This is a genomic window from Mucilaginibacter pocheonensis, from assembly GCF_031456535.1.
Taxonomy (GTDB): Bacteria; Bacteroidota; Bacteroidia; order Sphingobacteriales; family Sphingobacteriaceae; genus Mucilaginibacter; species Mucilaginibacter pocheonensis.
Genome location: NZ_JAVDUU010000002.1, coordinates 965,329 through 977,367, shown reverse-complemented (window position 1 = coordinate 977,367; position 12,039 = coordinate 965,329). Strand labels below are relative to the sequence as shown.

Below are 12,039 nucleotides of genomic sequence, written 5' to 3'. Positions count from 1 at the left end.
TTTATAAATTAAAAATATTTTTTATTAATATAAAAACAGCCTTAGGAAGTGCCAGGTTTTGCAGGTTCTCAATTGTGCTATAAAACCAGTTTTCTTCTAATTTAACGGGTTTTGGTGTGGTTTTTATCAGCCGTATATAAAGGCGCTGATGGGTAAGGATGTGTTTTTGCACGGGCACGGCATCGCTGCTGATGGTAAGGCCCGGGCCAAAAATTTCCTGCACCCGGGGTAAACCGGGCAATTCATTAAGGGGCAATAACGAGTCGGTTTCAACCAGCGGCAGGTCATACATATTGGCCCAGATGTCCTTATCGCCCCTTTTGTTCATTAAAACGGCGTCGTCATTGGTAACTAAAAAATAATTAAAAAACCGCTCACGTACTTTTACCGTCTTTAATTTAACCGGCAAAAAGGTAGTGGCATTTGATAAAAATGCGGCGCAGCCGGTATGTACCGGGCAAATACCACAGGCCGGGTTTTTAGGTTTGCATAGCATGGCGCCAAACTCCATCATGGCCTGGTTGTGCAAGGCCGGGTTTTTCTTATTAAGCAAATTGTTTGCAAGCGTTTGGAACGTTTTCTTTCCGCCGGTTGAATTGATAGGCTCATCAATACCAAAATAGCGGGCAAGCACCCGGTAAACATTCCCGTCTACAACGGCTTTCGCCTCATTTGCCGAAAAAGAAGCTATGGCCGCGGCGGTGTACTCGCCTATACCTTTTAGTTTAATAAGCTCATCGTAGCTTTGCGGAAACTTGCCATGATATTGTTCCTGTACCAGCCGGGCTGTTTTAAGCATATTGCGCCCCCGCGAATAATAGCCCAGTCCCTGCCATAATTTAAGTACCTCATCTTCGGCGGCCGCAGCAAAACTGCTTACATCGGGGTATTTTTCAACAAAGCGGTAAAAGTATGGCAGCCCCTGCTCTACACGGGTTTGCTGTAAAATAATTTCAGACAGCCATATTACATAGGCATCGGTAGTATTTCGCCAGGGCAGGTCGCGTTTATTTTGAAGGTACCATTGCACCAGTTCGTCGGTAAAATTCATCGGCGTAAATGTAAGCAGGGTAAAAGGTAAAAGCGAAGGGACCAAAGGTTTTTGGTACAGAACCCGGTACGCCCAAACCTATGACAAATGTAATTGAGAAAAAATGGTAAAAGGTAAAATTATATGAGCTGCAAGCACCGGTTACCGGCTGTTGAAAGCAGGCAAATGCCCATACTTTAAGGTTAGTAATTAAATGGCTGTAACCTGGTGCTTTCTTTAGCCTTTTGCCTTTCACCCTTAGCCTTTTAGCCTATAATATGTAACAGCATTGTACGTTTTACTTACTGAATAAAAAAAAAACGCTAAATATTTCGCTCTTAAATTTTAAAGCGATACTTTTGCAACCCCAAAACAGTTAAGTATTTATATAATTAAATAAAAGTAAATCAGATATGACTAAGGCAGAAATTATAACTGAAATCTCATCTAAAACAGGTATTGAGAAAGTAGACGTGCAGGAAACAGTTGAGGCATTTTTTAAAGTAGTTAAAAGCTCAATGGTTGGCGGCGAGAACGTTTATGTTAGAGGATTTGGAAGTTTTGTTGTTAAAAAAAGAGCTAAAAAAACAGCACGCAATATTTCAAAAAATACTGCCATCATTATTCCTGAACATTTTGTACCAAGCTTTAAACCAGCTAAAACTTTTGTTGAAAAAGTTAAAACAGGTAACAAAACCAGCAAATAATTTATAAGCATGAATAAGAAACAAATAGTTGTTAGTGTAGTAGTTGTTGCTATGATGACCTATTTGTTTTTTTTACCCGTTAAAGGTTTAATAAAACCCAAAGACACAAAAGCCGATAAAGCAAACGTAATGGCGCCCAACCGCAAGGCTGCCGCTGTTACGGTTGATATGGTATCTGCAACTGCTAAAACCGCAATTGGGGCGGCCTTAACAGCAAAGATAAATGACCTTGAAGGGCAATTAAAAAACGCATCAGAAACCGACCAGCTAAAACTGCAAAAGCAGTTGGCCGCTGAGTGGGATGATGTAAACCAACCAGCCCCCGCGGCATTTTACTACCAGGCTTTGGCCCGGAAAGAAAATAAGCTGGAAGACTGGCTCAACGCGGGCAATCGTTTTAACGATGCTTACAAACTTACACAGGATACTTTAACACAGCCGGTATTTGTATCAAATGCGGCCGAGGCATTTCAAAATGCCCTTAAACTAAAGCCTGAAAGCCTTGAGGGAAAAACAGGATTAGGCGTTGCTTATGTAAACGGCGCCGCCAGCCCTATGCAAGGTATTGCCTTATTGCTTGAAGTAGTTAAAAAGGAACCCAACAACTGGAACGCAAACCTTAATTTGGGAATGTTTGCCATGAAATCGGGCCAGTACGAAAAAGCGGTAGGCAGATTTAAAACATTACTTGCCCAGAAGCAGGAACTGGAACCAACTTTTTATTTGGCCGAAAGTTACAAGCAACTGGGTATGAAAAAGGAAGCTATTGACGCTTACCAAAAATGTAAAGAAATGATGCCCGATCCAGTATTTGGGCAGCGTATTGATGAATACATCAAGGAATTAAAGAATTAATCACATTTAAAAATTATTATTATGCCGAGCGGTAAAAAACGTAAAAGACACAAAATGGCTACCCATAAACGCAAAAAGCGTTTAAGAAAAAACAGACATAAAAAGAAATAAGCTGCTTTTAAAGCAGCTTACCTGCTTTTTTATAGGGCAGGTAACTTTAATAGTGTTTTTTACCCACTTATTAACATGCGGTTTTTACCGTTTTAAGAAATGGAGTAGCAGTTGATAAAAGAATTAATTATCGATTCATCCCCAAACGGGGCTACTATTGCATTATTACAGGACAAACAACTTGTAGAACTTCATAAAGAACAAATCAGCAACAATTATACTGTTGGTGATATTTACCTCGGGCGTATAAAGAAAATTATGCCCAGTTTAAATGCTGCTTTTGTTGACGTTGGCTATGAGAAGGATGCCTTTTTGCATTACCTTGATCTTGGTCCGCAGGTGCAAAGCCTGCTTAAATTAACCAAGCAAGTACGTAGCGGGGGATACCAATCGAAGCTTTTGGACGGCTTTAAGCTGGAAGGCGATATTAACAAGGGAGGGAAAATCTCTGAAATATTGTCAAAAAACCAGCTGATTCCGGTACAAATAGCCAAGGAACCTATATCAACCAAAGGACCACGCTTAAGTTCTGATCTTTCAATAGCCGGCCGGTATGTGGTATTAGTACCATTTTCGGAGGCTATCTCTATTTCAAAAAAAATAAAGAGCAATACAGAACGAAACCGGTTACGGAAGGTTGTTGAAAGTATTAAGCCAAAGCATTTTGGCGTTATTATCCGTACAGTATCTGAAGGCAAAGGGGTTGATGAATTACAAAAAGACCTGCTTGACCTGATATCTAAATGGGAGTTATTTATTACCAAGCTGCCTTCTGTTGAACCATCAAAGAAGGTTTTGGGCGAAATTGGACGTACATCAACTATCCTCAGGGATATACTGAACCCCGATTTTCAGCACATTTATGTAAATGATAACAGTATGTTTGAAGAAATTCGATCATACATCCATGAAATATCGCCCGATATGGAGAGTATAGTGCGCATGCATAAGCATAAGGAGCCTATATTTGAACATTTTGGCGTTGATAAACAGATCAAGGGCGCTTTCGGTAAAACAGTGAACCTTGCCGGCGGCGCTTACCTGGTAATTGAACATACCGAGGCATTGCACGTTATTGACGTTAACAGCGGCAACCGTACAGCCAATAAAGAAAACCAGGAAGAAAACGCCTACCAGGTAAATAAGGAAGCGGCCAAGGAAATTGCCCGTCAGCTGCGCCTGCGCGATATGGGCGGCATTGTGGTGATCGATTTTATTGATATGCACAAGCCGCAGAACCGCAAGGAACTGTTTGACTACCTGCGTGCCGAAATGTTGTACGACAGGGCCAAGCATACTATTTTACCTCCAAGTAAATTTGGTTTGGTGCAAATTACCCGCCAGCGCGTGCGGCCCGAAATGAACATTGTTACCAGTGAGGTTTGCCCAACCTGCAACGGTACAGGTACCATCAGGCCAACTATTTTGCTGATGGATGATATTGAGAACAACTTCAATTATATATTGGATGAGCAAAACGAAAAGGGGATTACCCTGGTTGTTCACCCATATATTCAGGCCTATATCAAAAAGGGTATCTATAACCGCCAGATGAAGTGGTTTGTTAAATACGGGCAGTGGATCAAGGTTAGAAGCAATCCTGCTTACCAGATCACCGAGTTTCGTTTCTTCTCGTCAAAAGACGAAGAAATAAAATTGTAAAGAAATTATTTGCAGCCATGCGGATTTCAAAATGAGCAGATGTTTTAAAAAGCATCTGCTCATTTTTTTTGAGCCTAAAAAGCGGGGATTCTGAAAATAAAAATGACATATAAATTCAATCAAAGCAAATTCGCATAAGCTTTAAAAAAACGATTAGTTTTTGTGTTAAAAACGCATTCATAATACTACATAACTCGCGTTATAAGTAAAATAAGTTCCCAAAAAACACCACTTTTTAAGCTCAAAACCACTGACATGAACTTGTCAGCGTTCATGAGCGTTCACGATGTTCATGCTTTGCAACGTGAACATTTGAACAGTAATTATTATTCCATAACGACTGCTAATTTAATTAGCAAATAAGCCATTCATTTGCATTTAAATCTGCATATTTGCACATCTGTAACCTGTACATCTGATATATAATGGCTAAGACCAAGATCGCGTACTTTTGTCAAAGCTGCGGCTTTGAATCGGCTAAATGGCTGGGCAAATGCCCCTCATGCCAGCAATGGAACACTTTTGTTGAGGAGATCATTGATAAAGGCAATGCCGCTACTGTGCCTACCTGGAAAGTTACCTCCAGCACCCAGCAACGGGCCAATAAACCGGTACAGGTAGCAGACATTACTTTTAGCGAAGAACACCGCATGCTCACCCCCGACAAGGAGTTTAACCGGGTCTTAGGTGGTGGTATTGTTGCCGGCTCACTGGTGCTTATAGGCGGCGAACCGGGCATTGGCAAGTCGACCCTGATGCTGCAGCTGGCACTCAATATGCCCAATCTGAAAGTGCTGTATGTGTCGGGCGAGGAAAGTGAAAGGCAGATAAAGATGAGGGCTGAGCGACTGGTGCCGGAGGCTGTAAATTCTAAACCAGGAATTCTAAATTCTAACGGGGTTGGCAATTCCTGTTATGTACTTTGTGAAACCTCAACCCAGAACATATTTAAGCAAATAGAAGCATTGGAGCCTGATTTGGTAGTAATCGACTCGATACAAACCCTGCATTCATCACATATTGAGTCAACTCCGGGCAGCGTATCCCAGGTGCGGGAGTGCACAGCAGAAATGCTGCGTTTTGCCAAAGAGACATCAACACCGGTATTTCTGATAGGGCATATCACCAAAGACGGCATGATAGCAGGCCCCAAAATATTGGAGCATATGGTTGATACCGTTTTACAGTTTGAAGGCGACAGGCACCATGTATACCGCATATTACGCACGGTTAAAAACAGGTTTGGCTCGGCATCGGAACTGGGTATTTATGAAATGCTGGGCGAAGGGTTAAGAGAGGTCTCCAATCCCTCAGAAATATTATTGTCACAGCGCGATGAACCTTTAAGTGGTATCACTATATCGGCCACATTAGAGGGGATGCGCCCTATGCTAATTGAAACACAGGCGCTTGTAAGTACTTCGGCCTACGGTACCCCACAGCGTACTGCTACGGGTTTTGATACCAAACGCATGAGCATGTTGCTGGCAGTTTTAGAAAAACGCTGCGGCTTCAGGCTGGGCGCGAAGGATGTGTTTTTAAATATAACCGGAGGCATCAGGGTGGAAGATCCGGCCATTGATCTTGGCCTTGCCGCAGCCATCATTTCATCGCATGAAGATATGCCTATCCCTTTTAAAACTTGCTTTGCCGGCGAAATAGGCTTATCAGGCGAGATCAGGGCGGTGAACCGGGTAGAGCAACGTATTGCCGAAGCCCAAAAATTGGGCTTTAATCAGATATTCATATCCAAGTATAATCTCCCATCAGCCGGACAGGACAAAAAACGGATGGACCTGTCGCGATATGATATCGAGGTAAAAATTGTAAGCAGTATTGAGGAGGTGTTTAGCCTGCTGTTTGGATAACCCCACCTAATCCTTCCCAAAAAGCGATGGCTTTTTATTGCTAATGGCGTTAATAAAGTCTCCCCCGAAACCGGGAGAGACGTTGAAGGGCAGCTTATCATATCCCCGAAGGCGGTACTATTTTACGTATACGGTTATTGGCATTGTCAGCAATCCATATGTTCCCACTGGCATCAGCAACTATACCCTGCGGCGAATTAAATAAAGCGGCCGCCCCTTGTCCGTCGGCAAACCCTGTAGTAGCCGTTTTGCCGGCTATTGAAAGTAAAACCTTGCCGGTTGTTATTTCCAACACCCGGCCGTTTTGGTCGCTTATAAATAAATTCCCCTTGGTATCAAATGCAATATCCCCTGCGTTACCAACCAGGCCGGTTTGTTTTGGTCCGCCGGCATAAGTAGTAACAATACCGGCAGTGCTTATTTTTCGTATGGCATGGTTTAACAAGTCGGCAACATAAACATTGCCCTGCGCATCAATAGCAACGCCACTGGGATGGTTAAACTCAGCGCTGGTGGCCGTGGCATTGTCAAGGTAGCCGCCTGTTCTGTTGCCCGCAACAGTAGTGACTACGCCCGCTGCTGTAACCTTGCGAATAAGGTTATTACCCTGGTCAGCTACGTATATGTCGCCCTGAGGATCAATAGCCAGGCCACGCGGCGTATTAAAAGTAGCATTGCTGCCGGTTCCGTCGGCATAGCCGGCGTCTCCACTTCCGGCAAGAGTGCTTACCACCCCGCTGGCTGATATTTTGCGGATCATGTTATTACCCATATCAGCAACATAAATATTGCCTCCAGCATCTGCTATAAGGCTTTGCGGGGCATAAAATTTTGCACTGGCAACTGGGCCGTCCAAATAACCTATTGCGCCCTTACCCGATACTGTTGTTACCTCGCCTCCTGAGGTAACCTTTCTGATGGCGCTGTTAAAGGAGTCGGCAACATAAATATTACCGCTGGCATCAATAGTTAATCCATCCGGGCTGTCAAAAAACGCACTGGCCCCTGTGCCGTCAATAAAACCTGCAGAAGCGTTACCGACAAATGTACTTACCGTACCCGCGGCGGCTGACAAATCCGCACTGGTGGTAAACTGTATGATATTGCCATACCCTGTGCCTGCACTGTTGGTTGCGTAAGCCCGTAAATAATAAGTTGTTTTGGGGCTTAAGCCGGTTATTTTACTGGTAAAGCCCACCAGGTTAACGGTGTCTGTAGTTTTTGAATCGGCGATGGACGGGCTTTGATTAGTGGAGCTCCAGCACACGCCATAACCCAGCAATCCTTCGGTTAGGGTTTCTGTGATCAACCCGCCGCTATAGGCACTTGTACCCGTAGCATCAATCGTAACATCGGTTGTAGTTAACACCGGAACCGAGCCGGGTGTAGTTGATCCGCCTTTATTACATCCGGTAGCAATAAAAATAATAATTGTAAGATAAGCTGTAAATGAAAATGCTTTAGTTAAGGTTTTGTTCATGTGAGTTAATAGATTAAGTAATAAGTGTTTTATTAAGCACTTCATTAACTCGTTGCAGGGCTTCATATTATCGGGCTTTAACCCGTTTTAACATACCTTAACAGCTTTTAACAATCGTTAACATTTGAGGGGAGCGAGTATTAAATTATATTTAAAAAAACGTTTTTTAAGTTAAAACGGACCTTTGACCACCCTATTGAAATTTGGTGTAACATCAGTAGGCAATCAACATTTTTCCCTTATGATTGTTATGGTTCAAACACGTTGTGGCATGAAGGTTTTTGCATCGCTAATATTATTTTTTATTTCAACAGTAGCACTTGCTCAAAATCACGTGCCTTTACCACATGGCATGGTTTACGGCCAAAGGCCGGATACCGCGGCGATAACGGATGCCAAAGGAGTAGAGGCCCTTATGGGTAAAAAAACACGTATTAATACTACCATCATAGGCAAAGTGATCAAGGTAACCCGTACAAAAGGCGGCTGGTTTCAGTTAGATGCCGGCGATGGTAAAATAATATCGGCACATTTTAAAGATTATAATGTTACCCTGCCGCTAAACCTGGCCGGGCATACGGTGATCATTGGCGGTGTTGCCCAAAAGCAATTTATAGCTGACGATTTGCAGCACCTGGCGGGAGATACGGTTATTGGCAAGCAGCAGCATAAAGTAAAAACTGATGCCAAAAGAAAAGTTACGTTTGAAGTAAAGGGGTTAATAGTTGATAAATAGAGTGTCAACAATAAATGTGCGATATGATTTATCTATACAGCTTATTGAATGAAAAGCTATAAATTAACCTTATGCCAAAAATGGGGGAGTATTCATTATAATTATTCAGATAATCTGCATGGATATTAATATCAAAAATTTGCCGGTGGCCCGATAACAGTACGAATCCTATACCTCCTGTTCCACCGGAGCCACCATAATCTACATTGTGATAAGTAAAACCACCAAGTGAGCCGTATAAGAAAGGGGTGAAATAATACCTGCCCGCGATACCCGCGTAAATTATATACGGTTCTTCCACGCCTATAGACGGTGTAAGGCTTATGGATCTGGCCAATTTTATTTCGCCTTGCATCACTCCTCCGCTGTTGTTGCTTTCTTTTGAATGGTTGAGGCCCAAACCAAGCCCTATAGCGTTTTTTGCCTGGGCCAGAACTAAGTTTGTACTGTACATAAGGCAGCAAATAACCAATGTAAATTTTAGTGTATTAGGTAGGATATTCATAGGTATGCTCAATTTACCAAATTTAGCATATGGTAAATAATCAATTACTACTCCCCAAATTAAACTTTAGTAAATTTTATTACTCCAATACAATATTTCCCGATTAAAAACATTTGGTATCTTAGTATCGAAAACATAACATGAGAAAAACTTACTTATTTTTAGTTACCATGCTATTGGCATGTGTAAGCTATAAAAGCTACGCCCAAATTCCGCGCATACCCGAAGCCAGTTCAACACAAACTATCATTCAGGATTTTGGATTGGGCAAGGTTACCGTTACTTACTCCAGGCCTAACGTTAAAGACCGTAAAATATTTGGCGGCATTATACCTTACGGCGAAGTTTGGAGAACCGGCGCCAACGCGGCCACTACCATTACATTTACCGAGAAAATAATGATTGATGGTCATAGTGTACCTGCAGGCACCTACTCGCTGTTTAGCATTCCACAAAGGGGCGAGTGGACCATTATCCTAAACAAAACAGCCAAGCAATGGGGTGCTTACAGCTATAAACAAGCCGATGACCTTTTACGCTTTACGGTAAAACCCATCCGCGTGAGTGAAAAACGCGAAACTTTTACTATGGCCTTTGCTAACACAACCACTAAAGCTACCGATCTGTACCTGGTTTGGGACCATACTGCCGCCGCGATACATATGGAAACTGACGATGACGCCAAGATTATGGCCAACATTGACAATTTGATGAAAGGCGACCGTAAGCCATACTATTTTAATGCTATACAATGGTATTATGAAAACAATAAGGATGTTGATAAAGCTTTGGGCTGGGTAGCCGAGGCCGAAAAAGAAGATCCGAAAGGCCCGTGGTTTAAGCTATGGAAATCGCGCCTCTTATTGAAAAAGGGCGACAAACCAGGTGCCATTGCCGCTGCTGAAGAAGGCATAGAACTTTCAAAGGCAAGCAACGACGACGAATACCTGCGGTTGAACCTGGAAGCGCTCAATCATGCCAAATCATATTAAGCTTTAAAAAATCGTTACCGGCCCGGTTCAGATTGAGCCGGGCTTTTTTGTGGCAACAGTTTATGGAATATATAAGCCAGTATGATCAATAAAATGCATCCAATTGCATTAAGCCATAAGTAAGCTATCACGTCAAAATATCCAAAAACACATATAACAGCTTCGGTTATTATTGCAGCTATAAATACAGCATTGCCTTTTATTTTTTTTAAATAAAAGGCTACAACAAATACCCCCAAAATGGTTCCATACAAGTATGAGCCTAACTGGTTCACAGCCTCCAGCAAATTGCCAATACGGCTTGCATAAAGGGCCATGCCAATACAAACCAGCCCCCAAAATATGGTAGCCAGCCGCGACGCGTTAAGGTAATTCTTTTCAGAAGCATTCGGATTGATGATCCTTTTGTAAATATCAACCACACTGGTTGACGCCAGGGAGTTTAAAGCACTGGCGGTTGAACCCATAGAGGCCAGAAAAATAATGGCAACCAGCAAGCCAATAAGCCCTTTAGGCAAATATTGAGTAACAAAAGTAAGGAATACATAATTGGTATCATTGCCGTCGGCACCTGAACTATTTTTTTTCATGAGGGCAATTGCATCCTGCCTGATGATGCGCGATTGCATATCTGCTACCTTTAAGGCATCTTGTGCATGGTCGATTTGATTTTCATCTTTACTGTCAATGGCTTTGATCAGTTCATTAGTCCTGACCTTCTTTTGCTCAAAAGCCTGGCTATATTGCTGATCGAGGTAGTTGTATTGCGTGGCATAGCTGCTTTTCTTTATTTTGTTAACCTCATATTGATTAAAAAACAAGGGCGGTTTTGTAAACTGGTAAAAGGCAAAAACCAATACCCCAATCAACAGGATCAGAAACTGCATGGGTATTTTTATCAGCCCGTTCATGATAAGGCCCAGGCGGCTTTGCCCTACCGAACTGCCTGTCAAATACCTGCCCACCTGACTTTGATCTGTACCGAAATAGGATAGCTGCAAAAAGAACCCGCCAATAAGGCCACTCCATATGGTATAGCGGTTGTTGGGATCAAATTTCCAGTCTATTACATTCATGCGGCCCAGTTTACCGGCCATTTTTAGCGCATGGGTAAAGCCTACTCCCTCGGGCAACAAGCCTACTACCAGTATGCCCGCCAAAAACATTCCCGAAAAAATGATGCTCATTTGCAGCAGTTGGGTATATGATACTGCTTTACTACCACCATAAACTGTGTAAAATATAACCAGACCGCCAATAAATAAGGTGGTATACGTTGTATTGATATTAAGAATGGTAGATAAAATAATGGAAGGCGCGTAAATAGTTATCCCGGTTGAAAGGCCGCGCTGCACCAGGAACAAGAAAGCGGTAAGCGCGCGTGTTTTTAAGTCAAAACGCCCTTCAAGAAACTCATACGCGGTATATACTTTAAGGCGATGAAATATGGGGACAAAGGTGATGCAAAGCACAATCATGGCCAGCGGTAAACCGAAGTAAAACTGCACAAACCGCATCCCGTCGGAATAAGCCTGTCCCGGGGCCGATAAAAAGGTAATGGCGCTCGCCTGAGTAGCCATAACCGAAAGCCCTACATGATACCAGGACAGCGATCGGTTGCCCATTAAAAACTGATCGATATTTTTATTGCTGCCGCTTTTCCATACGCCATAAAGTACTATGACGAACAGCGTTGTGCCTAAAACTATCCAATCGGTTAAACTCATTCAAAAAATTTTGTAATGAGCCAAAATACTAATACTAAAAAAACCAGCCATGCGACTACAATGCCGTAAAACTGGTTCCAATTACTTATAAATGATGGCAGATCAGGATCACGCCTTTTCACCACGGCCTTTAACCAAAACGGTCACAAAGAAAGCGGCGGTTAATAAGCCTAAAACACCACCAACTGGTATCCAGATAAATCCTACGTCAATTATCGCCCCTACAAAAAGGCCAGAAACCAATCCTACAAGGTAAAATACAAAATCAAGGCTTTTTTCTTCTTCTTCGTGTTTCATACTACTGTTTTTATAACGCAACAAAAATAGGTGATTAATTGATGTTTACAAAAAAAACTAATTATCGCC

Annotated in this window: 11 protein-coding genes; 6 read left to right on the top strand and 5 right to left on the bottom strand. The window is 42.5% G+C overall.

Features of this window, described 5'->3' with window-relative positions; genetic code table 11:
• Position 1 precedes the first annotated feature (1 nt).
• The gene (mutY, locus tag J2W55_RS11160; RefSeq protein ID WP_310095635.1) at positions 2 to 1,051 is read right to left on the bottom strand and encodes an A/G-specific adenine glycosylase; all 1,050 of its coding nucleotides are present in this window, start codon (positions 1,049 to 1,051) and stop codon (positions 2 to 4) included.
• A gap of 392 nt (positions 1,052 to 1,443) precedes the next feature.
• Here mutY and J2W55_RS11155 point away from each other — a divergent pair, with 392 nt between their 5' ends.
• The 4 genes from J2W55_RS11155 to radA all read left to right on the top strand — a co-directional run bounded on the left by J2W55_RS11155 (position 1,444) and on the right by radA (position 6,233).
• Positions 1,444 to 1,737, top strand: coding sequence for an HU family DNA-binding protein (locus J2W55_RS11155; RefSeq protein ID WP_076378439.1), 294 nt, complete (start codon positions 1,444 to 1,446; stop codon positions 1,735 to 1,737).
• Between the two features lie 9 nt (positions 1,738 to 1,746).
• Positions 1,747 to 2,592: a tetratricopeptide repeat protein gene (locus tag J2W55_RS11150; protein WP_310095627.1), complete on the top strand. Its 846-nt coding sequence runs from the start codon at positions 1,747 to 1,749 to the stop codon at positions 2,590 to 2,592.
• Between the two features lie 222 nt (positions 2,593 to 2,814).
• Positions 2,815 to 4,365, top strand: a complete 1,551-nt coding sequence (locus tag J2W55_RS11145) for an Rne/Rng family ribonuclease (protein WP_310095624.1) — start codon at positions 2,815 to 2,817, stop codon at positions 4,363 to 4,365.
• Positions 4,366 to 4,790: 425 nt separating this feature from the next.
• On the top strand, positions 4,791 to 6,233 hold the full coding sequence (gene radA / locus J2W55_RS11140) for a DNA repair protein RadA (protein ID WP_310095622.1): 1,443 nt from the start codon (positions 4,791 to 4,793) through the stop codon (positions 6,231 to 6,233).
• 97 nt (positions 6,234 to 6,330) lie between these two features.
• Here the strand turns inward: radA and J2W55_RS11135 are convergent, their stop codons facing one another.
• Positions 6,331 to 7,713 (bottom strand): NHL repeat-containing protein, encoded by a 1,383-nt coding sequence (locus J2W55_RS11135; RefSeq protein ID WP_310095620.1) that lies wholly within the window; start codon positions 7,711 to 7,713, stop codon positions 6,331 to 6,333.
• A gap of 271 nt (positions 7,714 to 7,984) precedes the next feature.
• Here J2W55_RS11135 and J2W55_RS11130 point away from each other — a divergent pair, with 271 nt between their 5' ends.
• The gene (locus J2W55_RS11130) at positions 7,985 to 8,449 is read left to right on the top strand and encodes a DUF4920 domain-containing protein (protein WP_310095618.1); all 465 of its coding nucleotides are present in this window, start codon (positions 7,985 to 7,987) and stop codon (positions 8,447 to 8,449) included.
• Positions 8,450 to 8,477: 28 nt separating this feature from the next.
• Here the strand turns inward: J2W55_RS11130 and J2W55_RS11125 are convergent, their stop codons facing one another.
• Positions 8,478 to 8,954, bottom strand: a complete 477-nt coding sequence (locus J2W55_RS11125) for a hypothetical protein (RefSeq protein ID WP_310095616.1) — start codon at positions 8,952 to 8,954, stop codon at positions 8,478 to 8,480.
• A 140-nt stretch (positions 8,955 to 9,094) separates the two neighbouring features.
• Here J2W55_RS11125 and J2W55_RS11120 point away from each other — a divergent pair, with 140 nt between their 5' ends.
• Positions 9,095 to 9,946 (top strand): DUF2911 domain-containing protein, encoded by an 852-nt coding sequence (locus J2W55_RS11120; protein WP_310095614.1) that lies wholly within the window; start codon positions 9,095 to 9,097, stop codon positions 9,944 to 9,946.
• Positions 9,947 to 9,960: 14 nt separating this feature from the next.
• Here the strand turns inward: J2W55_RS11120 and J2W55_RS11115 are convergent, their stop codons facing one another.
• Together J2W55_RS11115 and J2W55_RS11110 are read right to left on the bottom strand one after the other, a co-directional pair.
• Positions 9,961 to 11,673, bottom strand: a complete 1,713-nt coding sequence (locus J2W55_RS11115; RefSeq protein WP_310095612.1) for a sodium:solute symporter family protein — start codon at positions 11,671 to 11,673, stop codon at positions 9,961 to 9,963.
• Between the two features lie 108 nt (positions 11,674 to 11,781).
• Positions 11,782 to 11,970, bottom strand: a complete 189-nt coding sequence (locus J2W55_RS11110; RefSeq protein WP_310095610.1) for a hypothetical protein — start codon at positions 11,968 to 11,970, stop codon at positions 11,782 to 11,784.
• Between the last annotated feature and the right edge of the window lie 69 nt (positions 11,971 to 12,039).

Excerpts from the sequence above, each read along its gene's own strand:
- J2W55_RS11150 (WP_310095627.1), top strand. The coding sequence starts at position 1,747 with ATGAATAAGAAACAAATAGTTGTTAGTGTAGTAGTTGTTGCTATGATG.
- J2W55_RS11125 (WP_310095616.1), bottom strand. The coding sequence starts at position 8,954 with ATGAATATCCTACCTAATACACTAAAATTTACATTGGTTATTTGCTGC.
- J2W55_RS11120 (WP_310095614.1), top strand. The coding sequence starts at position 9,095 with ATGAGAAAAACTTACTTATTTTTAGTTACCATGCTATTGGCATGTGTA.
- J2W55_RS11115 (WP_310095612.1), bottom strand. The coding sequence starts at position 11,673 with ATGAGTTTAACCGATTGGATAGTTTTAGGCACAACGCTGTTCGTCATA.
- mutY (WP_310095635.1), bottom strand. The coding sequence starts at position 1,051 with ATGAATTTTACCGACGAACTGGTGCAATGGTACCTTCAAAATAAACGC.
- J2W55_RS11135 (WP_310095620.1), bottom strand. The coding sequence starts at position 7,713 with ATGAACAAAACCTTAACTAAAGCATTTTCATTTACAGCTTATCTTACA.
- J2W55_RS11155 (WP_076378439.1), top strand. The coding sequence starts at position 1,444 with ATGACTAAGGCAGAAATTATAACTGAAATCTCATCTAAAACAGGTATT.
- J2W55_RS11130 (WP_310095618.1), top strand. The coding sequence starts at position 7,985 with ATGAAGGTTTTTGCATCGCTAATATTATTTTTTATTTCAACAGTAGCA.
- J2W55_RS11110 (WP_310095610.1), bottom strand. The coding sequence starts at position 11,970 with ATGAAACACGAAGAAGAAGAAAAAAGCCTTGATTTTGTATTTTACCTT.
- radA (WP_310095622.1), top strand. The coding sequence starts at position 4,791 with ATGGCTAAGACCAAGATCGCGTACTTTTGTCAAAGCTGCGGCTTTGAA.